This is a genomic window from Bosea sp. 685, from assembly GCF_031884435.1.
In the GTDB taxonomy this organism is placed as follows: Bacteria; Pseudomonadota; Alphaproteobacteria; order Rhizobiales; family Beijerinckiaceae; genus Allobosea.
Map to the genome: position 1 here is coordinate 4,822,139 of NZ_CP134779.1, position 22,127 is coordinate 4,844,265.

Consider the following 22,127-nt stretch of genomic DNA (forward strand, 5'->3'; position numbering starts at 1 on the left):
AAAGCGCCTGTTTTCGCTTGCAACGTCACGGTTTCGACGCGTTGGCGCGCCATGACAGGATGAGGCCTCCAGTCACCGGCCGGGACAAAACTCCCTTTTTCGCAACGATAAGGATTTGTCTAACCCGATTGGTGCAATCTGGGACGATCCGGCGCCGGGCTTCAGCAAAAGCGCGCCGGGACGCGAGGACCAAGGGTGCAGATCTACCTTCCGATCGCCGAACTCCCGATCAGCATCCTGATGGTGCTGGGCCTCAGCGGCGCGGTCGGCTTCATCTCCGGCCTGTTCGGCGTCGGCGGCGGCTTCCTGCTGACGCCGCTCTTGATCTTCCTCGACATTCCGCCCGCGGTCGCGGTCGCGACCGTCGCCGCGCAGGTCGCCGGCTCCTCGACCACCGGCGTCCTGACCTATTGGCGAAGGCGCGCGCTCGACTTCAAGCTCGGCGGCGTCCTCGTCGCCGGCGGCATATTGGGCACCGTGCTCGGCGTGCTGTTCTTCAACCTGATGCGCAGGCTCGGCCAGCTCGAGCTCGTCATCACCCTGTCCTATGTGACCCTGTTCACGATCATCGGCGGCCTGATGCTCTACGACGCCCTGCGGGCGATGTGGCGCGTGCGGTCGGGCAAGCCGGCGCGGTTGCGGCGGCGGGCCGGGACGCATCCCTGGTGGATGGGCCTGCCGCTGCGGATGCGCTTCTACCGCTCCCAGCTCTACGCCAGCGTGATCCCGATCGCGCTGCTGGCGATCGTGATCGGCTTCATCGGCGCGGTGCTGGGCGTCGGCGGCGGCTTCATCCTGGTGCCGGCGCTGATCTATTTCTTCCGCATCCCGACCGCTGTCGTCGTCGGCACCTCGCTGTTCCAGATCCTGGTGACGATGACCGGCGCGACCATCCTGCACGCGCTGACCAACCAGTCGGTCGACCTGATCCTGGCGGTTCTCCTGCTGCTGGGCGGCGTCGTCGGCGCGCAGTTCGGCGGGCGCGCGGCGCGCAACCTCAATGTCGAATCCTTCCGCATGTTGCTGGCGCTGCTGATCCTCTCCGTCGGCCTGCGCTTCGCCATCGAATTGTTCATCGCGCCGACCGAGCCCTTCTCCGTGATCGTGACGGAGGGCATACGATGAGACGCTCCCTCGCCATCCTGCTGCTGGCGACACTGTCCGCGCTCACGGCCGCCTCGGCGCGCGCCGAGACATTGATCGCGGCGATGTCGAGCCATCAGATCCAGATCAACTCCAACTATACCGGCGACCAGCTCACAGTCTTCGGGCTGGTCGAGCGCGACGGGCGCACCGCCGCGCGCGGCGATCCCTACGACATCATCGTCACCGTGCGCGGCCCGCGGCGCATGCTCCTGGTGCGTGAAAAGGAGCGGCTCGGGCCGATCTGGATCAACCGCACCCAGCGGCGCTTTCCCGACAACTCGATCTTCCTGACGGTGGCGAGCAATCGGCCGCTCAACGAGATCATGAGCGAGGAGACCGCGCGGCGCGAGCGGATAGGCCTTGAAAACGCCCAGCGCCTGCCCGATCCCGGGCTCGATTTCGGCCGGACGACAGCGCGCTTCAAGGACGGCATGATCCGCATCCTCGAGGAGAAGGGGCTCTATTCCCAGGAGGCGCGCGGCGTCACCTTCCTTTCCAACACGCTGTTCAGCGCGCCGATCCCGGTGCCGGCCACGGCGCCGACCGGCTCCTACGAGATCGACATCGTGCTCTATGCCGGCGGCGTGCCGCTGGCCCGGCAATCGACCAATTTCGAGGTGGTCAAATCCGGCATCGAACAGCGCCTGGCCACGGGCGCCTATGAGCATTCCCTGCTCTACGGCCTCGCGACCGTCGCGCTTGCGCTGTTCTTCGGGTGGCTGTCCAGCGTCGTCTTCCGCAAGGATTGAGCTCTGGAGCAGTTTCCGATCCCAGCGGATCGTTCAATTGCTCCAGCCTTTTGGTTTAACGCGTTTTCTTCACGCGAACCGGTGTCCGCTTCGCTCGAAAACGCTCTGACCTTCAGCCGATCAGCAGGCCATAGGCGAAGAAGGGCGCGATCGTCCCCTCCTCGATCCGTGTCAGGCCCTCCGTGAGCTCGACCAGCCCGTCTGTGCGGGTCAATGAGGTCAGGACGCCGGCCCCGTCCTGCGGGTGCTTGCGCGCGACCATGACGCCGTCGGCGGCCGGCGTCAGCGAGACCCGGACATATTCGCGCCGGCCCGCCTTCTTGACGTAGGGAAAGCCGAGCCGCACCGGCAGCGGCGTCGGCGCGACATAAGCGGCGCCCGCAAGCCGCGCGAGCAGCGGCCGCGCGACGAAGGCGAAGGTGACGAAGACCGCGACCGGATTGCCGGGCAAGCCGATGAAGGGCGTGGCCCCGACGAGCCCCATCGCGACGGGACGGCCGGGCTTGATGCCGATGCGCCAGAACGCCAGCGAGCCGGCGCGCTCGACCGCCGCCTTGACGTGGTCCTCCTCGCCGGTCGAGACGCCGCCCGAGGTCAGGATCAGATCGCAGGACGCCGTCGCCTCGGAGAGGCGCCGCGCCAGGCTGACAGGCTCGTCGCGCAGAATGCCGAGATCGACGACCTCGGCGCCGGCGCGCGCGACCATGGCGCGCAGCAAGCTGCGATTGGCGTCGTAGATCGCCGCGGGCGCAAGCGCTTCGCCCGGCTCGGTCAATTCGTCGCCGGTCGAGAAGATCGCGACGCGCGGCCGGCGATGAACGCTCACTTCGATCAGCCCGAGCGCCGCCAAGAGCGCGAGATCCTGCGGCCGCAGGCGCTGGCCAGCCTTCAGGGCGGTCTCGCCGCGCGCGATATCCTCCCCCGCCGGGCGGGCATTGGCGCCGATCTTCAGCCCGGCGGGCAGCCTGACGAAGCCGTCGTCGAGCCCGACATCCTCCTGCATGAAGACCGTATCGGCATCTGGCGGCATCGGCGCGCCGGTGAAAACCCGCACCGCGACGCCCGCCGTCGCGGTGCGGGACGCATCCGCCCCCGCCGCGACGCGGCCCGACAAGCGCAAGCGGCTCTCGCCAGCGGAGGCCAGATCGGCGAAGCGCACGGCATAGCCATCGACCGCCGAATTGGCGAAGGGCGGCAGGTCGAGCCTCGCCACGACATCCCGCGCCAGCACCCGGCCATCGGCCTCAGTGAGCGCGACATTCTGCAGTCCCGCCAATGGCGCGACCAGGGAGCCGGCGCGCTCCGCCGCCTGCTCGACGCTCATCAACGCGCCGAAGGCTTCCTCATCCTTGCTGAGCTGGGCCATGACGTCCTCACTCTTCCCCGTGTCGCCCTTGCCCGTGTCGCTGCTGCCTGTGCCGCCGCGCCAGCACGGCAGCAAGCGGCTCGGCCGCCGCCAATGCGATATCGGCAACCGCCGCAATGTCGTCGAGAGCGACGACCGGGCGCCCCGCCTCGGGAAAGGCGCTGTCGCTCACGACGGCCACGATGCTCGGATCATCGGGATGCAAGGCCGGCTTGCCATTGGCCAGGCGGTGGATTTCGATCTTGGCGTGCGGGTCGCGCTTGAAGCCCTCGATGATGACGAGATCGACCGGTGACAGCCGCTCGAGCAATTCGCCGAGTTTCGCCTCCGGCTCGCCGCGCAACTCCCGCATCAGCGCCCAGCGCCGCTCCGAAGAGATCAGGACCTCGCGCGCGCCGGCCTGGCGATGCGCGTAGGAATCCTTGCCGGGCGTGTCGAGATCGAAGGCATGATGGGCGTGCTTGAGCGTCGAGACGCCGACGCCGCGACGGCCGAGCTCCGGGATCAATCGCGTCAGCAGCGTCGTCTTGCCCGCCCCGCTCCATCCCGCCAGACCGATCACGCGCATCGAGGGCCATGTCTCCAAACAAAAACCGGTCTCCAAACAAAAACCGGGCGCGAAAGCGCCCGGCTGTCATCTTTCAGATTGCCTCTCGCGGTCAAGCAATCCGTCTTGGTCAGGACAGGCTTGGCGAGAACAGGCTTGGCGAGAACGAGCTCACTCCGCCGGCTGCAGCGTCGGGCCGTCCGGCACATGGCCTTTCTGCATCTCCTCGGCGACCCAGAGCGAATGGTGCTCCTTGGCCCAGTTGAGATCGACCTCGCCGGAGCCCATCGCGTCGAAGGCGCCCTCCATGCCGATCGTGCCGATATAGATATGCGCCAGGATCGCCGCGACCATCAGCACGGCGACGATGCCATGCACCACGTTCCAGAACTGCATGGTCAGCACGCCGCCGGAGAAGAACGGGAACAGCAGGTTGAGGCCAGAGAGCGAGAGGGCCGTGCCGCCGACCACCACTGTCCAGAACACGATCTTCTGGCCGCCATTGAAGCGCTTGGCCGGCGGGTGGCCCTTGCCGACGATGCCGCCGCCGGCGGCGAACCAACGGACATCGACCATGCCGGGGATGTTGTCCTTGATCCAGACGACGAACATCAGCGCGATGCCGAGCATGAACGGCCAGGCGAGGTAGTTATGCGCCCATTTCGCCACGACCGAGATATTGGTGAAGGTCTGCGGCCCGACCAATGGCAGCAGCACGAGCTTGCCGAAGGTGACGTTGAGCCCCGACAGCGCCAGCACGATGAAGCATGCGGCCGTCAGCCAGTGCATGAAGCGCTCAAAACCGTTGAAGCGCGTCAGCGTGCGGCCCGACAGGCCGGACTCGACCCGGATGCGGCCCCGCACGAGGTAGAACACCGCCAGCAGAAGCAGCGTGCCGAGCACCGCGACGGCGCCGATCTTGACCATGGCGCCCTGATGAAAGGCGCGCCATTCGCGCCCGGCGGGCCGCTCCAGCGTCGCGGCCTTGCCATCGGGAATGGTGATACGGCCCTTGAGCTCAGCCGAAGGATTGGCCTTCAGCGCGTCGAGGAACTGCTGTTCCTTGACCGAGTCAGCAGTCGGGTTGACCTGCTGCGCAAAAGCCGGAACCGCCAGCGCGACAGCGAAGGTCAACAGCAGGCCGGTGACCAGGAGACGAAGGTGAGCGCCGAGACGCATTGCGAAATTCCTCTCGCGAGATGAACCGGACATCCTGCTCGGGGGAACGCGCCCGACCTTGCGGCCGAGACGCGCCCCTCCCCCCGAGCTAGATGGCGATCGTTTCCTTGTAGGCGGTCTGCCAACCCCAGGCGCCGGAGCCATAGCCGCGCTTGACCACCCGCTCCTTGTAGATCTGGGCAATGATCTCGCCGTCGCCGGCGAGCAGCGATTTGGTCGAGCACATCTCGGCGCAGAGCGGCAGCTTGCCCTCGGCCAGGCGGTTCGAACCATATTTCTGGAACTCGGCCGGGGAGAGATCGACCTCCGGGCCGCCCGAGCAATAGGTGCATTTGTCCATCTTGCCGCGCGAACCGAAATTGCCGACCTTGGGATATTGCGGCGCCCCGAACGGACAGGCGTAGAAGCAATAGCCGCAGCCGATGCAGAGGTCCTTGTTGTGCAGCACGACGCCGTCGGCGGTGTTGTAGAAGCAGTCGACCGGGCAGACCGCCATGCAAGGCGCGTCCGTACAATGCATGCAGGCCATCGAGATCGAGCGCTCGCCCGGCTTGCCGTCATTGATGGTGACGACGCGGCGCCGGTTGATGCCCCAGGGCACCTCGTTCTCGTTCTTGCAGGCGGTGACGCAGGCATTGCATTCGATGCAGCGGTCGGCGTCGCAGAGGAATTTCATCCGGGCCATGATTCAGTTCCTCTTCACGCTGCGGCGATCTGGCAGAGCGTGACCTTGCCTTCATGCATGGCGGTCACCGGGTCGTAGCCATAGGTCGTGAGGGTGTTGACGGACTCGCCGAGCACGATCGGATCCAGCCCCTTGGGGTAGTTCCCACGCTGGTCGACGCCCTGGTAGAAGCCACCGAAATGGAAGGGCATGAAGGCGACGCCCTTGCCAACGCGCTCCGTCACCAGCGCCTTGACCTTGGCCTTGGAGTTGTTCTCCGGCCCCGAGACCCAGACGAAGGCGCCGTCCTTGATGCCGCGCTCGGTCGCGTCCTGCGGGTTGATCTCGACGAACATGTCCTGCTGCAATTCGGCGAGCCATTTGTTCGAGCGCGTTTCCTCGCCGCCGCCCTCATATTCGACGAGCCGGCCCGAGGTCAGGACGATCGGGAAGGATTTCGCGACGCCGCGCTCCACCGCCGCCTTCTGCATGGTGGTGTGGAGGTTGGGGATGCGCAAAGTCCGCTCGTCGGGACGCGCCGGCCATTTCGCCACGAGGTCGACACGCGGCGAGTAGATCGGCTCGCGATGGGTCGGGACCGGATCGGGCAGGTTCCAGGCATTGGCGCGGGCCTTGCCGTTGCCATAGGGCACACAGCCATGGCTGAGCGCGACGCGCTGGATGCCGCCCGACAGGTCGTTAGCCCAGTTCACCGTGTCGATCGCGTTGCCGCCGATCCAGGTAATGGTCGCGATCTCGGCCGGCGTCAGATCCTGATCCCAGCCGAGCTTTTTCAACATGCCCATGGTGAATTCGGGATAGCCGTCCTTGATCTCCGAATTCAGCGAGTAGGAGCCGTTCTCGGCCAGCAGCGTGACATTGACCTTGCTGCCGTCAGGCCTGGTCTCCTCACGCGTCAGGCCAAAGCGCGGGCGGAAGGTGCCACCGCCATTATTGGCCTCGAGCGCCGTGTTGTAGAGGATATGCGTGCCGGGATGCTTCAAGTCCGGCGTGCCCCAGCACGGCCAGGGCAAGCCGTAGAAGTCGTTTTCAACAGGCGAGCCCTTGGCGCCGCGCAGCGAGACCAGATCGAACTTGTCCTGGTGCTGCATGTGCAGCTTGAGGCGCTCGGGCGACTGCCCGGTATAGCCGGTGGACCAGCCGCCCTTGTTGATCTCGCGCAGGATCGATTCCGCCGAGGGCTCCAGGCCGTATTTGCCCTGCACCAGCTCGAGGGTCTTGAACATCGGCTCGGCGAAGCCGAGCTTCTGCGCCAGCTTGTAGATGACCCAGTAGTCATTGGCCGATTCGAAGATCGGATCGACGACCTTCTCGCCCCATTGCACCGAGCGGTTGGAGCAGGTGCGCGAGCCCGCGCATTCGAACTGCGTACCGATCGGCAGCAGATAGGTGCCGTTCTTGCGCTGACCGAGCGAGACGAAATTGGTCGGGTGCGGGTCGGCCACGACCAGCAATTCGAGCGTTTCCAGCCCCTTCACGGCGTCGGGCATGCGCGGGATGGTGTTGCCGCCATGGCCCATGACGATCATGGCCTTGAGGTTATCTTTCTGATCGACCTGCTCGGCGGGCATGTTGGCGGCGTCGAACCAGCGCGTCGAGGTGTGGCCCGAGGTCTCCATATTGGCCTTGGCCGTGCGGGCCGGGCGGCCGCCCTTGGCGGGCACCTCGTCGAAGCGCGTGACGAAATAGTCGTAATCGACGCCCCAGACGCGGGCCCAATGGCGCCAGGCGCCTTCGACCAGCCCGTAATAGCAAGGCAGATTCGAGATATCGAGGCCGAAATCGGTCGCGCCCTGCACGTTGCAATGGCCGCGGAAGATGTTGGCGCCGTTGCCGATGCCGCCGACATTGCCCGTGGCGAGCAGGAGGTTGCAGATCGCCCGGACGTTGGCCGTGCCAACCGAGTGCTGGGTCACACCCATGCACCAGATGAAGGTCGCCGGCTTGACCTTGGCGAAGGTCTCGGCGGCCCGCTTCAATTGCGCCTCGGGAACGCCGGTGATGTCCTCGACGGTCTTGGGGTCGTATTTCTCGACCTCCTTGCGGACATCGTCCATGCCGTAGACGCGGGCGGCGAGGAAGTCCTTATCCTCCCAGCCATTTTTGAAGATGTGCCACATCATGCCCCAGACCACCGCGATGTCGGTGCCGGAGCGGATGCGGATATAATCGGTCGCGTGGGCCGCCGTGCGGGTCAGGCGCGGATCGAAGACGATGACATTGGCCCGGTTGATCTCCTTGCCGCTCAGGATGTGCTGCATCGAGACCGGATGGGCCTCGGCCGCATTCGAGCCCATGAACATGATCGTCTTGGAGTTGCGGATGTCGTTGTAGGAGTTCGTCATCGCGCCGTAGCCCCAGGTGTTCGCGACACCTGCGACCGTGGTGGAGTGGCAGATGCGCGCCTGGTGGTCGACATTGTTGGTGCCCCAGAAGGCGGCGAACTTCCGGAACAGATAGGCGCCCTCATTGGAGAACTTGGCCGAGCCGAGCAGATAGACGGAATCGGCACCGGACTTGGCCCGGATCTGCATCATCTTGTCGCCGATCTCGCTGATCGCGACATCCCAGCTGATGCGCTGCCACTGCCCGTCGACCAGCTTCATCGGATACTTGATGCGGCGGTCGCCATGGGTCAGCTCGCGCACCGAGGCGCCCTTGGCGCAATGGCTGCCCCGGTTGATCGGGCTTTCCCAGGCCGGCTCCTGACCCACCCAGACGCCGTTGGCGACCTCGGCCTTGACGGTGCAGCCGACGGAGCAATGGGTGCAGATGTTCTTGACGATCTTGGTGCCGCTCGCCGGACCCAGCCCCTCCGCCGCATCCGCCTTGCGGACGGAGCCGATCTGGAGCGCGCCTGCGGCCGCGACGCCGCCGGCGACGAGGCCCGAACGCCGCAGGAAGGTGCGCCGGTCCATCACGCCCGAGGACAGGCCGGCCATGGCGGCCCGGAGCTTGCCGCGCTGAACATCGGCAGATTTGCGCTTGATGAGCATGGCGTTGCGCCCTCAGTAGCGGTTGACGCGATAGTAGTTCTTGACGTGCTCCGACTCTTGGTAGCGCGCCCTGGTCTCTTCCTTGCCTGGATCGACGGCTGCCGCCGGCGTCACCATGGCGGGCGTCACGGCCACCGCCGCGCCGGCACTGAGCGCCTTGAAGAAGCTGCGGCGGTCGAAGGCCGGCGTCACAGTCTCTTTGGGCTTTTGCTCTTTGGGCTTTTGCGACATCGTGGTCTCCTCCGCGCCGGGCAGGCTGGCGGACGTCATGACGGCAGCCTTGCGGCTTCCGTCTCGATGGACAGGAACAGGCTGCCGACGCGGCCGACGGCCCGGTAGAATTTCGAAGCCTTCGCAACCGCCAGATCGGCGAAGAGGCGCTCGCCCCAGGGCTCGATATGGCGCGCATAAAAGGCGCCCGCATCGACGCCCTCGCCCGCGAAGGCGCCGCGGATCAGATTCGCCATGATGTCCATCAGGATGGCGATATGGTCTTCCGGCTCGCCGGCGCGCTCGGCCCGGGCGATGCCGAGCTTGCCCATATCCTCGCGCACCAGCGCCAGCGGGCGCTCATGCAGGAAACCCGTCAGGTAATAGGAGGCGTAGGGCAGGATCTCGCCACGGCCGACGCCGATGAAGAGCTCGAAGAATTCGTCGCGCGCCGCTTCCGGCGTGAGCTCGGCGGCGGCCTCGGCCAAGGCGAAATGGGCCATGCCGAGCGGCGAGGCATCGCCCCGCAGGCCTTGCAGAACGGCCAGCGTCTCGGCCGTCGGTGCCCGCCAGAGCAAGGCTCCGATCAACTGGTATTCCTGGGCGCGCGCCTCGTCGATCTCATCGATCGCGGCCGACGAACCACCGTTCATCGAAGCGGGCTGGTGCGGCGCGGTCTCGATGGGATAGAGATCAGGTCGCAGGTCGGAGCGTGGCACGCCGGTATTGGCTTCGACGGAGAGCACGCGGTCGGCGGGAACACGCTTCCAGCTCGAAATCGCAGGCTGCGACACGCCCAGGCTGCGCGCCAATGCGCGCACCCCGCCGGCGGCACCGATCGCTCTTTCGAGTGCCGAATCACGCATCGCTTGCAGCGTTCCTCATCATCTCGCGGCGTTACTTCGCCGCTGAATCTTTAAGCGTGGTGATAATGAAGGCTTATCACCCTAGAATACAAGAATTCTAATCTGGACTTAGATTGGAATGGCTCCCCCGCCACGCTTGCGATGGGGAGTCTTCCGCTGCTCCGGCTCGGGATTATTTTGCGCCGCAGCGTAGACCCGATCCGGCGCGACCCGGCCTGTTTCGGCCTCTTCCGCCGGGTTCGTGCCTGCCTCGCTCACCCTGACATGCCCGACCGCAGCCGGCGCAGGCCGCTCATCTTGCAGCGCGGCGTCATGATTACGACTTCCGTCATGCGACGAAAGTTTATGCGACATGCAGTCTCCCGCGCCCTCATCCAGTCCAAAAAGAGCCGGATCGGGCTCCGGGGCATCGCCGAAGATGCCGCGCACCATCGCCTCGACATCGTCCGATTCCGTCAACGGGCCGTAGCCCGGCGCGCCGCCCGGCGTGTTCCAGTCGAGCGCATAGTCGCGGGCCGGATTCTCGAAATCGCGGATCGTCGGATCGCTCTCCCAGGCCCGCCGCATCGCCGCGAGCTTCCAGCTTTCGGGCACGTTCTGCTTGAGCCAATGGGCGACGTCGAAATCCTTGTCGATCAGATCGAGCGAGGGCGGCTCGACCATGTCCGGCTCGGATGCGGCGGCCTGCGGCTCAATTTCCCTCGGCAAGGCTTCCTTCGCCGGTAAGGCTTCCTCCGCCGGCAGCGCTTCGCTCACAGGCGATGGCGGGAGAGTCTCGCCTTGCTCCGCCACGGCGCGCTTGCGCCGCGACCAGCGCGTCAGGAAGCCTTCGTCGTCGGGATCGCCTGCGCGCGGGCTCATCTCTCGCCCTCATCCCGGCGCAGGCCCGGCTCCGGACGCGGGCCGCCGCCCTTGCGCGGATCATGCTCGCTGCGCTTGCGCTTGATGAATTCGCGCTCGACATGATGCGCCTCGAAGAAGGCGAGCACCTGTTCGGCGATCAGGGCCGGCATCGGCAGGGCCTCGACGATGTCCCCGACATTCTCGGCATAGACCTCGCCCTCGAAGGGGTCGGCGGTGACGCCGACGAAATCCAGCTCGGGCTCGATCCCGGTCGGCCGGATCGCGACCCAGAGCTTGGCGCGGCCGGCCTGGAAGTTCTCGCGGAAATGCGCCGTGTCGACCGAATGCAGCGTCAGCGTCGCCGGGCCGAGATAGACGCTGCGCCGGCCAGGCTCGCTGGCAAGCTCGGTCCAGGGCGCAAGCGCCGGCGGCTCGGGCAGCACGGCAAGCGGGCTCCAGGCATGGTCGACCCAGGGCGAATCGATCGCGCGCCGCTCGACCACGATCCCGACCTCGATGTGCGCTTGCGTCATGTCGCGCTCCTCAATTCGTCATCGCGTTTGCTTGCAGGGGCAGGCCTGCCACGAGATTCTGCGGCTTCAGGCGCAGGACCTTGTCGGCCGACATCGCCATGATGAGATAGATGGGCCTGGCCTGCGCCGCCGCCAACACCGGCACATCGGGCGGCAGCGTCATCCTGTAGAGCGCCAGCACGCGCGACAGCTCCTCCTCACTGACGCTCCTGCCCTGCCAGAGCGCGTTGCCGATCGCCGTGGCCTGCGCATCGAGCCCGACGAACCAGCGCCAATCGGCATCCCTGAGGTTCTCGATCGGCTCGATTGCGACATCGAAGCCGTGCAGGGCGCACACCCAATGGCGCAGCGCCGCCGCCAGCGCCGCCCGCCCCGATGGCGAACCGCCGAGATCGAGCACCATGTCGAAACCGTCCGAGCGCTGCCAATAGCGGTCGGCATTGGCGGCTTTGAGGATGTCGAGCGAGGTCACGGCCGGGCCGCCCAGCATGGCGAGCAAAGGCGAGGCATGACGATCGGCCTCATGGCCCTCGATGATCTCGGCATCGGCCAGAAGGATCGTGTTCTCGTGGTGGGTAACGCGCTGCGGCCGGAACAGGCACTCGGCGGCCCGCACCACATAGGGGTCGTCGACCTCATCGAGCGCGCCGCGCAGGATGACATGGACGAGCTGGTCGAGGAACAAAGGCGGCACGCCCGCGACGCCCTCGCGGATGATCCGCGCATAGGCCGCCTCCAGCGTCGGCGCGGCAAGCAACCGGTCGCGCCAGCCGACCAGGAAGCGCCAGTTCTCGCGAGCATCCTCATCTGCGATCGCAGCGATCTCGGCCGCCGCCACCTCGGCCTGGGGCGCCGCCATCAGCTTGGCGTGCAGCGCGCGCTCGGCCGCGCAGGCCTCGTCGGGCGGCAGCACTTCGGGCCGCGCCAGATAGGCCTTGAGGAAATCATCGGTGACGACGAGCCCGCCACCGGCAGTGCGGTCCAGCAGGACATGACCGGAAGTCGCCCAGAAATGCATCATGATGCGTCCGTCTTCTTTCGCGATACCGGCTTCTTGCCCAATACCGGCTTCTTGCCCAGCGCCAGCAGATCGACCTCATCCCGCGGCCCGTCCTCGTCCTCGACCTCCATAAATTCGAAGGCCCGGAACGCGAAGGCGCGCAAACCCGTGCCGTCCTGCTCGGCGCGCGGGGTGAGCGTGCGGAAACGCTCGCGGATTTCGCCATCCTCCAGTGTCCGGTGCAAGGCGATCAGCGTTTGCGCCGGATGGTCGCAGAGCGAGGCGGCAAAGGCGATCTCCTCGGCCGCAGCCATGCGCGCCGTGGCAAGATCGGGCGCACCGAGTTTTGCGACGAGATGGCCGGCAAGCTGCGCGGTCGCGGCCTCGCGCTCCTCCTCCGTCGCCTCGGTCACGACGGCCAGCGTGCTCCAGCCGAAGCTCGCAACGCCGAGGAAGCCGGAGCGGAAAGCGGTGCGCCCCTTGGCGTCGAGCGCCGCGATCTCGGCGGGGTCGAACAGGAAGGAGCCGGTCACCAGCCACTCGCCGGGCTCGGCGGCGCGGCGGAAGACGAATGTATCCGACGGGTCGAGCCTGATGGCGCGTGGCAGTTTGAGTGCACTCACAGCTTGGGCCCGCCGCTGTCACGGTCGAGCCAGTCGGCCCGGTCCAGCGCCTCGACCAGGCTCCGGCGCTCGGCGCCGCTCTGCGAGGTCGCGATGAGATCGCCATTCGCCTCGATGCCGTGGCGGGTGCCGACGACCTTATCGAGCCGGTCGAGCCAGCGGCGGGCCACGGCCTTGGGCCCATCGCTTTGCCAATGCGTGACACCGAGCATGAGATGACGCGCGAAGGATTCGATCAGATCGACCGCATCGACCTCCTCGAAACCTTCCTCCGTCATGCCGACGCCGGTCTGCCCCAGCGCGAAGGGCGCCATGGTGGTGGCGCGCAGCATCGCGCCGAAGACGAGCCAATCGGGTACATCGCCCTCGCCGCAGCCTCGCGGCCAGGCGAGCCGGCCGCCGCCGATCAGGCCATGGTCGTAGATCAGCGCATCAGGCCAGCGGAACAGGACCGGCCGCTCCGGCGGGCAATGCACGGCAAGCGCGTCGGCAAGCGCATTCATCGCGAGGTAGTGGGCGAGCCGTGCCTCGCCGAGCACGGCGTCGGGCTCCAGCACCACGGCGAATTCGACGATATCGAAGCGGCGCACCCAGACCAGCGTCGCAGCCCCTGCCTCGGCGGCGATCGCCTGGGCATGGGCGAAGGCGTCGCCGGCTTCGCGCAGGGTCACGAGCGAGAAACCCGGCGGCAGGACAGGCTCCCGCCTGAGATCGTCAGGGCGCGGGATATTCACCGGCATCGACCTCTTGCTCCCCGGTGGCGCGACGAATTGCTCATCGCCGGTTTCTTTTGAACCTTTCCAATTCCATATAAGCCTCGATTGTCGCAAGAGAGACGAAAAGACGCTCCCGGCAGATCGGCCAAGGACGTGAACGCCAAGGAAGTGAACGTAATGACCGGCACCGCACGCACGCTGATGGTCTGCTCCTGCGAAGACACGATGCCGCTCGATGGCGAGGCGCTGGCGCGTGGCTGCAAGGGCAGCGAGATCAGGACGGCGCGGCATCTCTGCCGCACGCAGACGGAGATCTTCACCAAGCTGCTCGGCGAGCGCGACGCCATTACCGTCGGCTGCACGCAGGAGGCCCCGCTTTTTGAAGAAATCGCCGCGGATCTCGACTACTCCGGCGATCTCGTCTTCGCCAATATCCGTGAGACCGGCGGCTGGGCGCGCGAGGCGAAGTCGGCCGGCCCCAAGATGGCAGCTCTGCTGGCGGCCGCAGCCGAGCCGATGCCGCCGGCGAGCTTCACCACCTTGGAAAGCAAGGGCGTGGCGCTGATCTATGGCCATGACGAGGTCGCGCTCTCGGTCGGGCAGAGCCTGGCAGAGCATCTCGACGTCACCATCCTGCTCTCGCGGCCCGGCGAGATCACGCCGCCGCGCCTCTCCGACATCCCGGTGCTGAAGGGCACGATCGTCGCCGCGACCGGCTGGCTTGGCGCCTTCGATCTGACGGTCAATGATTACGCCGCGCCCTCCCCGTCCTCGCGAAGCAAGCTCGTCTTCGGCGAAGCGCGCAATGGCGCGAACTCGCAATGCGACATCGTCATTGACGTCTCCGGCGGTGCGCCGCTCTTCCCGGCCGGCGATTTGCGCGCCGGCTATCTGCGCGCCGACCCACGCGACAAGGCAGCGATCGAGCGCCTGATCGGACAGGCCAGCCACCTCGTCGGCGAGTTCGACAAGCCGGCTTACGTCCGGCTGAACCAGGATCTTTGCGCCCATTCGCGCTCGTCCAAGACCGGCTGCACGCGCTGCCTCGAGCTCTGCCCGACCGGTGCGATCACGCCAGCGGGCGACCATGTCGCGATCTCGGCCGAGATCTGCGCCGGCTGCGGCGCCTGCGCCGCCGTCTGCCCAACCGGCGCCGTGACCTACGCCCTGCCGCCGACCGACGCGCTGCTGCGCCGCCTGCGCACCTTGCTGACCACCTATACTGAGGCCGGCGGCCGCGAGGCCGTGCTGCTGCTGCATGATGGCGAGCATGGCGAGGCGCTGATCGACGCGCTCGCCCGCTTTGGTGATGGCCTGCCGGCGCGCGTGCTGCCGCTGCGCGTCAACGAGATCACACAGATCGGGCTTGAGACCCATGCGGCGGCGCTGGCTTTCGGAGCGTCCGCCATCCGCGTGCTCGGCCGCGCCAAACCGAAGCACGACCTCTCCGGCCTGACCCGCAATCTCGATTACGCCAACGCGCTCGCAGGCGCGCTCGGCTATGGCGAGAGCCGCGCCGGGCTGATCGAGACCGACGACCCCGAGCAATTGGCGCAGGCGCTGGCGCGGATCGCACCCGGCGCCATCAGCGCGACGCCGGCCCGCTTCCGCCCGATGGGCGATGGCCGGCCGCTGCTGCGCCAGACGGTCGGGGAACTGCATGCCGCCGCTCCGACGCCCGTCGCGGCTGTGGCGATGCCGCCGCTCGCCCCTTTTGGGACGATCCATGTCGACAGCGAGGGCTGCACGCTCTGCCTGGCTTGCGTCTCCGCCTGCCCGGTGCAAGCGCTCTCGGACAATCCCGATCGCCCGACGCTCGCCTTCCAGGAAGACCTTTGCGTGCAATGCGGCCTCTGCGCCGCGACCTGCCCGGAAAAGGTGATCACTCTGGAGCCGCGCATCGATTTCGACGCCTGGGCCGGCGGCAAGCGCGTGCTGAAGCAGGAAGAGCCCTTCCACTGCATCAACTGCGCCAAACCCTTCGGCGTCAGGAGCACGATCGAGAAGATCGCGGCCAAGCTGGAGAACAAGCACTGGATGTTCTCGGGCGACGCCGCCAAGCGCATCTCGGTGATCAGGATGTGCGAGGATTGCCGCGTCGAGGTCGTGGTCAATGAGAGCTTCGACCCACATCTCTCGCCGCAGCGCCCGCCCGTGCGCACCACGGATGATTATCTGCGCGAACGCGCCGAGCGGGGCGAGGATCCGTTGCAGTAGGAACGGTCTGTCATTCCGGGGCGCGGCGACGCCGCGAACCCGGAACCCACGACCGGGTATGCCCTGCCTCCGCTGTTGTGTGCCGCTCGCCCTGTCGTGGGTTCCGGGTTCATCGCTACGCGATGCCCCGGAATGACAAACGGCTCACCGCGTCACCTTCTCCAGCCAATCCACCAGAGCCTGCCGGTCCTCGGCCGATCCGATCGTCTGCTCCGGCATCTTGGTTCCCGGCGTGTAGGCATTCGGCCCGAGCTCGAAGAGTTTCGCCACCGTCTCCTTGCTCCAGACGATCTCCAGCGTCTTGAAGGCGTCGGAATAGGCGTAGCCGGGCGCGGTCGCGATCTTGCGTCCGAAGAGGCCATGCAGCGTCGGCCCCGCCCGGTTGCCATCCGCCGGGGTGAGGCTGTGGCAGGCGGCGCAGGCGCGAAAGACCTGCGCGCCGCGCTCGCCCTGGAAGGCCGCCAGCACGTCCTCGCCGGCGCGCGGAACGACTGTGCCGATATGTTCGCCGGTGACCGCGTTCCAGCGCCGGACCAGCCGGTCCGCGCCACCCGAGAGCAATTCCTTGCCACCAGGCAGGAAGGCCAGCGACCAAACGGGCAAGCCTGGCCCGAGCAGCGTCGCCCGGACCCTGCGCGTCTTGCGGTCGATCAGCACGACCTGCCCGCGCAGGCCGCCCGCCGCGATCGTCGTGCCATCGGCTGAGAGCGCCAGCGCGATCAACGGCGTCTGACCGATCTCGATCTCGGCGCGCGCCTCTCCCTCGGGGCCGAACAGCCTGAGCCTGCCATCGGCGGCGGCGACCGCGATCTCGCCATCGGGCGCGACCACGACGCCGTTGAGCGGCGCCGGCAGCGTGACGATCCTGGCCGGCCCGCCGCCCGCCGGCCAGATCCGCAAGGTCGCATCGTAGCCGGAGCTGACGATGGCTCCGCCTGGCGCGAAGGCGACGCCGTTCACCGGCCCCTTATGCCCCTCCAGCACGCGTACGGAACCATCGGCGAGCGAGACCACGCGCAGCGTCTCGTCCCAGGAGGCGGAGGCGATGCTCCCGCCATCGGGCGAGACCGCGAGCGCCGAGACCGGCCCCTTATGCCCTTCGATCACCCATGTCGGCGCGTTCGCCTCGCCTTGCCAGAGCGCGATGCGGCCATCCTCCCCGCCCGTGGCGAAGCCGAGGCCATTCACGGTCGCAGCCGCATTGACCGCACCCTGGTGGAAGCGCAGCACCTTTTCGGCGCTGCCCGTGCTCAATCGCCAGAGGATCGCCGACTGGTCGAAGGAGCCCGTCAGCGCGAACTGCCCGTCAGTCGAGATCGCGATCGCGCGCACCGGCCCGCCATGGCCACGCAGCTCCTGGGCGGGGGCGGGCGCGGCAAGCATTGCCAGGAATGAAGTGAGGAGGAGCGCGCGAATCCTTCTCCCCTCGGGGGAGAAGGTGGCAGCGCGAAGCGCTGACGGATGAGGGAAGTCCAGACGCTGCGCCATCCTTCCCTCATCCGTCTGCTGCGCAGACACCTTCTCCCCCGAGGGGAGAAGGATCAAGCGCGCGGTTGCCCCGGCGCGGAAAGCCATCATATGAAGCACACCAGACTCGAACCGATGCGGCCCATGACCCCGATCCCGCTCAATCTGCGCGGCCTGAAGTGCCCCCTGCCCGCGCTCAGGGTGCGCAAGGCGCTGAAGGGCGCTGAAGCCGGCGCGCTCTTCGTGGTCGAATGCACCGACCCGATGGCGGCGATCGACATTCCCAATCTGATGCGCGAGACCGGCGACGCGATCGAACGCAGCGCGAGCGAGGGTGACCTCCTCGTCTTTCATATTCGCAAGGCGGCGGCCTGACGCCGCCCCCGATTGGAGTTGCCGAATTGGCCCTGACCCAAGCCGACATCCTGCGCGCGCTCGAACTGGTGAAGCTGCCGGCGAGCGGGCAATCACTCGCGGCGTCCGGCCGCGTCAACAACATCCTGATCGACGGCGGCAAGGTGATCTTCGCCATCGGCATCGACGCGACCGAGGCCGATGCGATGGAGCCGGTGCGCAAACAGGCGGAAAGCGCCGTCTCCGGCCTGCCGGGCGTGACGCAGGTGCTGGTCGGCCTCACCGCCGACAAGGCGCCCTCCTCGGCCGCGGCCCAGGCGCGCAGCCAAGCGCATCGCCCCGCACCCGGCCCGGGCGGCCCGCCTCCCAAGGCCGCCGGCGTTCCCGGCGTGAAGCAGATCATCGCGGTCGCCAGCGGCAAGGGCGGCGTCGGCAAATCCACCACCACCGCCAATCTCGCCGTGGCGCTCAGCGTGCTGGGCCTCAAAGTCGGCGTGCTCGACGCCGACATCTACGGCCCCTCCGTACCGAAAATCTTCGGCATCACCGGCAAGCCGAAGCTGATTTCGGGCCGGACGCTCGCGCCGATGGAGGCCTATGGTCTCAAGATCATGTCGATCGGCTTCCTGATCGACGAGGAGACGCCAATGATCTGGCGCGGGCCGATGGTGATCTCGGCCATCACCCAGATGCTGCGCGAGGTTGCCTGGGGCGAGCTCGACGTGCTCGTGGTCGACATGCCGCCGGGCACCGGCGACGCCCAGCTCACCATGGCGCAGCAGACGCCGCTGGCGGGCGCCGTCATCGTCTCGACTCCGCAGGATCTGGCGCTGCTCGATGCGCGCCGCGGCGTCGCAATGTTCCGCAAGGTCGAAGTGCCGATCCTCGGCGTGGTCGAGAATATGAGCTATTTCATCTGCCCGGAATGCGGCCACCGCTCCGACATCTTCGCCCATGGCGGGGCGCGGCACGAAGCGGAACGCCTCGGCGTGCCCTTCCTCGGCGAGGTGCCGCTGGCCATGTCGATCCGCGAGACCTCCGATGGTGGCCGCCCGATCGTCGCCAGCGACCCCGACAGCGCCCATGCCAAGGCCTATCTCGCCATCGCGCGGCAAGTGCAGGCGGGGCTTAGCGGCACGGTCAGGACGGCGCCCCGCATCATCATCGAGTAAGTGCACGGTCCGGATTCGTCGCGCCTCTTGACATGACCATTCGCATGTTCTTCTTTTGTTCTCTATGAACCGAAGGAGCGGCCCATGTCCGTGAGCCATGCACGCCATATTGGGATCGGCATCGATCGTCCGGCGGACGAGGTCTATGCCTTCCTGGCCGAACCGCTGAACTTTCCGAAATGGGCCGAGGGGCTCGGGCATAGTTTCAACCATGTCGAGGGCATGACCTGGGTCGCCGAAACGCCGATGGGCCGGATGCGGATCCTGTTCAGCGAGCCCAACCGCTATGGCGTGCTCGATCACGCCGTCATTCCCGACAATGGCAAGGCCATGCATAATCCGATGCGCGTCATGGCCAATGGCGAGGGCAGCGAGGTCGTGTTCACGCTGTTCCAGCGCGACATGTCCGACGACGAAATGGCGCGCGACGCCGGCATGGTGGCGCGCGACCTGGCGGCTTTGAAAGCGCTGCTGGAGGGTTAGAGCGTTTTCGAGCGAAGTGGACACCGGTTCGCGTGAAGAAAACGCGTTAAAACAAGGAGCTAGAGTATTCCCGCGATTCGGAGAAACGCGGGAATACTCTAGAGCCTGACGCTGCCGGTCGAATAGGCTGTTTCCACCGGCTTCTGGAAGAAGTCGTTCAGCACGAGGCTCGCCCCGAAGGCGGCGACCACTGCGAAGATGACGGCGGCGACGAATGATTTCACGATCTTCCCCAGGGCTCGGCAGCGATAAGCCGCTCTTATCACAAGAGATAGCGAGGCACGGCACACGTATCAAGCCGACGGCAGCCGTCATTGCGAGGAGCGTGAGCGATGAAGCCTCAACCGCCATTTGGCGAAAGGCTCGCGAAAAGCCGCTCGGCCTCGGTCAGATCCTCCGGCCGGTTGGCGTTGAAGAACGGATCGACGGGATCGACCGGCCACTCCGCGCTGGCGCAGCCATGGCGCGCCGTCCAGCGGTCGATCTTGCGCTCGTCCTCGACGGTCAGCGCATGGCGCAGCTCCTCGCGCAGTGCCAGTGGCCAGAGCCCGATGACGGGATGCGTCCAGCCGCCCGATGCCGCACAGGCGAGCGGAACATTCAGCTCCGCGCGGGCTAGGTGCAGACGGGCGACGAGATCGCGCGGGATGAAGGGCGTGTCGGCGGCAACACTGACCATCCAGCTCGATCCAGGCCGGTGCTGTGCCATCCAGTCGAGCCCGGCGAGGATGCCGGCAAGCGGGCCGGCGAAATCCGGCACGCTGTCGGCGACGACAGGCAGGCCATAATCGGAAAAGCGCGCGGGATCGCCATTGGCGTTGATCAGCAGGCTCTCAGATTGCGGGCCGAGCCGCTCGACGACATGAGCGAGGATGGTCCTGCCCGCGATCGTCCGCAGCGGCTTGTCGCCGCCACCCATGCGGCGCGCAAGGCCGCCGGCAAGAAGGAGGCCGAGAGTGGATTGGCTCATGTCAGGCCTTGCAAACGCCGCATCTCGCGCGCGACCGCGTCAGCATTGGCGATGCCGACAAAGCCATCGCGCACCGTCTTGCTGCTATCTCCCCAATTTATCTGCCTGTCAAAGAACAGAACGTCTCCCAGCCCGCCCGGCTCGCTGCGCAAGTCGATCGATCCGATATTCCGGATTGCAATGCTCTTTGTTGCCGATTTCGTCGCGATTACCGCGCGCTTGTCTGTTACGAGGTAGCGGACCGACGGCGCCTCGAAATATAAGCGAAACGGCTGGCTGAAAGCCCAGAGGCTAAAGCCTAGGCCTACCAGCCCGACCAGCCAAAGATATCCGCCTTGATTCAAGGCGAGAACCACCCACACGATCATAAAAACGACTGCGAACAAAGAGATGGCAATACCGCTGGCATCGGGATGCTGAGCGAAATACCGCGGATTGGGACTGTCCCACCAAATCAAAATTTCATTTGGATCGAGAATATGGTCGGGCCGCGAAACGCCCGCTCCCGGAGGCACGTCGCTCATTCTTCGCTCCCCGCCCCCTTGCGCCGGCTCTTGCCGCCCTCCTCCTCGACGCTCTCGGGATCCTGATCGAAGACGATGTTGCCCTCGCCGGCCAGCGCGACGAAGCGCTTGCCGCGCGCCCGGCCGATCAGGGTCAGCCCCGCCTTGCGCGCGAGCTCGACGCCCCATTCGGTGAAGCCAGAGCGCGAGACCAGCACGGGGATGCCCATGCGCACGGTCTTGATCACCATCTCCGAGGTCAGCCGGCCCGTGGTGTAGAAGATCATCCTGCCGGGATCGACATCGTGGCGGAACATCCAGCCGGCGACCTTGTCGACGGCGTTATGGCGGCCAACATCTTCCATATAGACCAAGGGCTTGTCGCCCTCGCAGAGCACGCAGCCATGGATCGCGCCGGCCTCGAGATAGAGCGAGGGCGTGGTGTTGATCTTAGCGGTCAGCGCGTAGAGCCAGCTCGTGCGCAATTCCGCCTTCGGCAGCTTGATCTCGTCGATCGCTTCCATCAGGTCGCCGAAAGCGGTGCCCTGGGCGCAGCCGGAGGTCAGCGTCTTCTTCTTCAGCTTCGCCTCGAAATTGGTGCGCTCCGGCGTGCGGACCACCACGACTTCGAGCTCCTCGTCATAATCGACCGCCTCGACGACATCGCCGCGCTTCAGCATGTTCTGGTTCAGGAGATAGCCGAGCGCGAGATAGTCGGGATGATCGCCGATCGTCATCATGGTGACGATCTCCTGGGCGTTCAGATAGAGCGTCAGCGCCCGCTCGGTAACGACGCGGGTTTCAACCACAGCCCCCGTCTGGTCGATGCCGGAGACGGTCGCGCCCAGGCGCGGCGCGGCCGGGTCCGGGCGCACCAGATAATCGTCGAGAAAGCTCATATCCTGCGCCACGGCGCTTGCTCCGGCGGGTTCGTCAGGCGGCGATGCGCGCTTGCGCGGCGGCCCAGGCCTCGACGGCCGCCTCCTCGGGCGCGAGCTCGACCCAATCCTCGCCGGCGAAATCGCGCCAGGCCGGCAGGAAATCGCGGCGGACGGCGATGAGCAGCGGCAGGCCGGCAAGCAAGGCGGCGGCGATCTCCTGCCGCAAGCCCTGGCCGAGCATTTCCTGCCGGCCGAATTTGTTGACGATCACCAGCTCAGCCCCGCCAGCCAGCGCCGACGCCATCGCGCCGCCGGCAGCCGCGAGCCCGGTCGCATCGAGCCTGCAACCGGCCGAGCCCGCGCCGCGATCCTCGCTGATCGGAAAATGCCGGCCGCTCGCCAGATCCTCCAGCATCATCGCCGCGCAGCCGCTCTCGCAGTCATCAATGTTGAGCTGCACGACGCCGCCGAGCCTGACGCCGCGATCCTTCAGGCGCCGCGCGAGGCCGGCCATGAAGCCGTCGATCGGGAAGCCCTGGGAATAGGGAATGGCCGCAAGCAAGGTCATGCCGATTCATCCCACGAAAGGCCGGTCCAAGGCCAGCGTGCTTTCGTCGCAGG

At 66.7% G+C, this 22,127-nt stretch carries 24 protein-coding genes; 6 read left to right on the plus strand and 18 right to left on the minus strand.

What is annotated here, in order from left to right; genetic code table 11:
* Positions 1-195: 195 nt before the first annotated feature.
* Positions 196-1,125, plus strand: coding sequence for a sulfite exporter TauE/SafE family protein (locus RMR04_RS23775; protein ID WP_311910956.1), 930 nt, complete (start codon positions 196-198; stop codon positions 1,123-1,125).
* Positions 1,122-1,895: a TIGR02186 family protein gene (locus RMR04_RS23780; RefSeq protein WP_311910957.1), complete on the plus strand. Its 774-nt coding sequence runs from the start codon at positions 1,122-1,124 to the stop codon at positions 1,893-1,895. The genes RMR04_RS23775 and RMR04_RS23780 overlap by 4 nt, the downstream gene beginning before the upstream one ends.
* Before the next feature lie 112 nt (positions 1,896-2,007).
* On the opposite strand, the gene glp is transcribed toward RMR04_RS23780, so the two are convergent.
* The 12 genes from glp to RMR04_RS23840 form a co-directional block, all read right to left on the minus strand.
* Positions 2,008-3,261, minus strand: coding sequence for a molybdopterin molybdotransferase MoeA (gene glp / locus RMR04_RS23785; protein ID WP_311910958.1), 1,254 nt, complete (start codon positions 3,259-3,261; stop codon positions 2,008-2,010).
* Positions 3,262-3,268: 7 nt separating this feature from the next.
* A complete protein-coding gene (mobB, locus tag RMR04_RS23790) occupies positions 3,269-3,829 on the minus strand; it encodes a molybdopterin-guanine dinucleotide biosynthesis protein B (RefSeq protein ID WP_311910959.1) in 561 nt (186 codons plus the stop codon).
* 150 nt (positions 3,830-3,979) lie between these two features.
* A complete protein-coding gene (locus tag RMR04_RS23795; protein ID WP_311910960.1) occupies positions 3,980-4,987 on the minus strand; it encodes a formate dehydrogenase subunit gamma in 1,008 nt (335 codons plus the stop codon).
* A gap of 88 nt (positions 4,988-5,075) precedes the next feature.
* Positions 5,076-5,672 carry a formate dehydrogenase FDH3 subunit beta gene (gene fdh3B / locus RMR04_RS23800; RefSeq protein WP_069690071.1) on the minus strand — a complete coding sequence of 199 codons (597 nt, stop codon included), beginning with the start codon at positions 5,670-5,672 and terminating at the stop codon, positions 5,076-5,078.
* A 14-nt stretch (positions 5,673-5,686) separates the two neighbouring features.
* A complete protein-coding gene (locus tag RMR04_RS23805; RefSeq protein ID WP_311910961.1) occupies positions 5,687-8,668 on the minus strand; it encodes a formate dehydrogenase subunit alpha in 2,982 nt (993 codons plus the stop codon).
* Between the two features lie 12 nt (positions 8,669-8,680).
* On the minus strand, positions 8,681-8,938 hold the full coding sequence (locus RMR04_RS23810) for a formate dehydrogenase (protein ID WP_410492151.1): 258 nt from the start codon (positions 8,936-8,938) through the stop codon (positions 8,681-8,683).
* On the minus strand, positions 8,935-9,744 hold the full coding sequence (locus RMR04_RS23815) for a Cro/CI family transcriptional regulator (protein WP_311910962.1): 810 nt from the start codon (positions 9,742-9,744) through the stop codon (positions 8,935-8,937). Before RMR04_RS23815 ends, RMR04_RS23810 begins: the two co-directional genes overlap by 4 nt.
* A 108-nt stretch (positions 9,745-9,852) precedes the next feature.
* Positions 9,853-10,605 carry a DUF3306 domain-containing protein gene (locus tag RMR04_RS23820; protein ID WP_311910963.1) on the minus strand — a complete coding sequence of 251 codons (753 nt, stop codon included), beginning with the start codon at positions 10,603-10,605 and terminating at the stop codon, positions 9,853-9,855.
* Entirely contained in the window at positions 10,602-11,120 is a 519-nt protein-coding gene (locus RMR04_RS23825) for a DUF3305 domain-containing protein (RefSeq protein WP_311910964.1), read from the minus strand. The genes RMR04_RS23820 and RMR04_RS23825 overlap by 4 nt, the downstream gene beginning before the upstream one ends.
* A 10-nt stretch (positions 11,121-11,130) precedes the next feature.
* Positions 11,131-12,141: a DUF6352 family protein gene (locus RMR04_RS23830; protein ID WP_311910965.1), complete on the minus strand. Its 1,011-nt coding sequence runs from the start codon at positions 12,139-12,141 to the stop codon at positions 11,131-11,133.
* Positions 12,138-12,743, minus strand: coding sequence for a DUF6505 family protein (locus tag RMR04_RS23835; RefSeq protein ID WP_311910966.1), 606 nt, complete (start codon positions 12,741-12,743; stop codon positions 12,138-12,140). The genes RMR04_RS23830 and RMR04_RS23835 overlap by 4 nt, the downstream gene beginning before the upstream one ends.
* Positions 12,740-13,483, minus strand: a complete 744-nt coding sequence (locus tag RMR04_RS23840; protein ID WP_311910967.1) for a biotin/lipoate--protein ligase family protein — start codon at positions 13,481-13,483, stop codon at positions 12,740-12,742. The genes RMR04_RS23835 and RMR04_RS23840 overlap by 4 nt, the downstream gene beginning before the upstream one ends.
* Before the next feature lie 153 nt (positions 13,484-13,636).
* Here RMR04_RS23840 and RMR04_RS23845 point away from each other — a divergent pair, with 153 nt between their 5' ends.
* Positions 13,637-15,676 (plus strand): 4Fe-4S binding protein, encoded by a 2,040-nt coding sequence (locus RMR04_RS23845; RefSeq protein ID WP_311910968.1) that lies wholly within the window; start codon positions 13,637-13,639, stop codon positions 15,674-15,676.
* Between the two features lie 144 nt (positions 15,677-15,820).
* Here RMR04_RS23845 and RMR04_RS23850 read toward each other — a convergent pair whose 3' ends face one another.
* Positions 15,821-17,059, minus strand: coding sequence for a c-type cytochrome (locus RMR04_RS23850; protein WP_311910969.1), 1,239 nt, complete (start codon positions 17,057-17,059; stop codon positions 15,821-15,823).
* Between the two features lie 195 nt (positions 17,060-17,254).
* Between RMR04_RS23850 and RMR04_RS23855 the strand changes: the two genes are divergently transcribed.
* The 3 genes from RMR04_RS23855 to RMR04_RS23865 all read left to right on the plus strand — a co-directional run bounded on the left by RMR04_RS23855 (position 17,255) and on the right by RMR04_RS23865 (position 19,152).
* Entirely contained in the window at positions 17,255-17,518 is a 264-nt protein-coding gene (locus RMR04_RS23855) for a sulfurtransferase TusA family protein (protein WP_311910970.1), read from the plus strand.
* 26 nt (positions 17,519-17,544) lie between these two features.
* Positions 17,545-18,669, plus strand: coding sequence for an Mrp/NBP35 family ATP-binding protein (locus RMR04_RS23860; RefSeq protein ID WP_311910971.1), 1,125 nt, complete (start codon positions 17,545-17,547; stop codon positions 18,667-18,669).
* A gap of 84 nt (positions 18,670-18,753) precedes the next feature.
* The gene (locus RMR04_RS23865) at positions 18,754-19,152 is read left to right on the plus strand and encodes an SRPBCC family protein (RefSeq protein WP_311910972.1); all 399 of its coding nucleotides are present in this window, start codon (positions 18,754-18,756) and stop codon (positions 19,150-19,152) included.
* Positions 19,153-19,250: 98 nt separating this feature from the next.
* On the opposite strand, the gene RMR04_RS23870 is transcribed toward RMR04_RS23865, so the two are convergent.
* The 5 genes from RMR04_RS23870 to RMR04_RS23890 all read right to left on the minus strand — a co-directional run bounded on the left by RMR04_RS23870 (position 19,251) and on the right by RMR04_RS23890 (position 22,074).
* The gene (locus RMR04_RS23870; RefSeq protein WP_310152123.1) at positions 19,251-19,376 is read right to left on the minus strand and encodes a hypothetical protein; all 126 of its coding nucleotides are present in this window, start codon (positions 19,374-19,376) and stop codon (positions 19,251-19,253) included.
* Positions 19,377-19,492: 116 nt separating this feature from the next.
* Positions 19,493-20,122: a molybdenum cofactor guanylyltransferase MobA gene (gene mobA / locus RMR04_RS23875; protein ID WP_311910973.1), complete on the minus strand. Its 630-nt coding sequence runs from the start codon at positions 20,120-20,122 to the stop codon at positions 19,493-19,495.
* A complete protein-coding gene (locus RMR04_RS23880; protein ID WP_311910974.1) occupies positions 20,119-20,646 on the minus strand; it encodes a hypothetical protein in 528 nt (175 codons plus the stop codon). The genes mobA and RMR04_RS23880 overlap by 4 nt, the downstream gene beginning before the upstream one ends.
* On the minus strand, positions 20,643-21,524 hold the full coding sequence (locus tag RMR04_RS23885) for a formate dehydrogenase accessory sulfurtransferase FdhD (protein WP_311915925.1): 882 nt from the start codon (positions 21,522-21,524) through the stop codon (positions 20,643-20,645). Before RMR04_RS23885 ends, RMR04_RS23880 begins: the two co-directional genes overlap by 4 nt.
* 34 nt (positions 21,525-21,558) lie before the next feature.
* The gene (locus RMR04_RS23890) at positions 21,559-22,074 is read right to left on the minus strand and encodes a DUF2478 domain-containing protein (RefSeq protein WP_311910975.1); all 516 of its coding nucleotides are present in this window, start codon (positions 22,072-22,074) and stop codon (positions 21,559-21,561) included.
* Positions 22,075-22,127: the final 53 nt, after the last annotated feature.

What these genes read in the sequence shown, in the direction of transcription:
- RMR04_RS23780 (WP_311910957.1), top strand. Translation starts at nt 1,122, where the DNA reads ATGAGACGCTCCCTCGCCATCCTGCTGCTGGCGACACTGTCCGCGCTC.
- glp (WP_311910958.1), bottom strand. Translation starts at nt 3,261, where the DNA reads ATGGCCCAGCTCAGCAAGGATGAGGAAGCCTTCGGCGCGTTGATGAGC.
- mobB (WP_311910959.1), bottom strand. Translation starts at nt 3,829, where the DNA reads ATGCGCGTGATCGGTCTGGCGGGATGGAGCGGGGCGGGCAAGACGACG.
- RMR04_RS23795 (WP_311910960.1), bottom strand. Translation starts at nt 4,987, where the DNA reads ATGCGTCTCGGCGCTCACCTTCGTCTCCTGGTCACCGGCCTGCTGTTG.
- fdh3B (WP_069690071.1), bottom strand. Translation starts at nt 5,672, where the DNA reads ATGGCCCGGATGAAATTCCTCTGCGACGCCGACCGCTGCATCGAATGC.
- RMR04_RS23805 (WP_311910961.1), bottom strand. Translation starts at nt 8,668, where the DNA reads ATGCTCATCAAGCGCAAATCTGCCGATGTTCAGCGCGGCAAGCTCCGG.
- RMR04_RS23810 (WP_410492151.1), bottom strand. Translation starts at nt 8,938, where the DNA reads ATGACGTCCGCCAGCCTGCCCGGCGCGGAGGAGACCACGATGTCGCAA.
- RMR04_RS23815 (WP_311910962.1), bottom strand. Translation starts at nt 9,744, where the DNA reads ATGCGTGATTCGGCACTCGAAAGAGCGATCGGTGCCGCCGGCGGGGTG.
- RMR04_RS23820 (WP_311910963.1), bottom strand. Translation starts at nt 10,605, where the DNA reads ATGAGCCCGCGCGCAGGCGATCCCGACGACGAAGGCTTCCTGACGCGC.
- RMR04_RS23825 (WP_311910964.1), bottom strand. Translation starts at nt 11,120, where the DNA reads ATGACGCAAGCGCACATCGAGGTCGGGATCGTGGTCGAGCGGCGCGCG.
- RMR04_RS23830 (WP_311910965.1), bottom strand. Translation starts at nt 12,141, where the DNA reads ATGATGCATTTCTGGGCGACTTCCGGTCATGTCCTGCTGGACCGCACT.
- RMR04_RS23840 (WP_311910967.1), bottom strand. Translation starts at nt 13,483, where the DNA reads ATGCCGGTGAATATCCCGCGCCCTGACGATCTCAGGCGGGAGCCTGTC.
- RMR04_RS23845 (WP_311910968.1), top strand. Translation starts at nt 13,637, where the DNA reads ATGACCGGCACCGCACGCACGCTGATGGTCTGCTCCTGCGAAGACACG.
- RMR04_RS23850 (WP_311910969.1), bottom strand. Translation starts at nt 17,059, where the DNA reads ATGCTTGCCGCGCCCGCCCCCGCCCAGGAGCTGCGTGGCCATGGCGGG.
- RMR04_RS23855 (WP_311910970.1), top strand. Translation starts at nt 17,255, where the DNA reads ATGAAGCACACCAGACTCGAACCGATGCGGCCCATGACCCCGATCCCG.
- RMR04_RS23865 (WP_311910972.1), top strand. Translation starts at nt 18,754, where the DNA reads ATGTCCGTGAGCCATGCACGCCATATTGGGATCGGCATCGATCGTCCG.
- mobA (WP_311910973.1), bottom strand. Translation starts at nt 20,122, where the DNA reads ATGAGCCAATCCACTCTCGGCCTCCTTCTTGCCGGCGGCCTTGCGCGC.
- RMR04_RS23880 (WP_311910974.1), bottom strand. Translation starts at nt 20,646, where the DNA reads ATGAGCGACGTGCCTCCGGGAGCGGGCGTTTCGCGGCCCGACCATATT.
- RMR04_RS23885 (WP_311915925.1), bottom strand. Translation starts at nt 21,524, where the DNA reads ATGAGCTTTCTCGACGATTATCTGGTGCGCCCGGACCCGGCCGCGCCG.
- RMR04_RS23890 (WP_311910975.1), bottom strand. Translation starts at nt 22,074, where the DNA reads ATGACCTTGCTTGCGGCCATTCCCTATTCCCAGGGCTTCCCGATCGAC.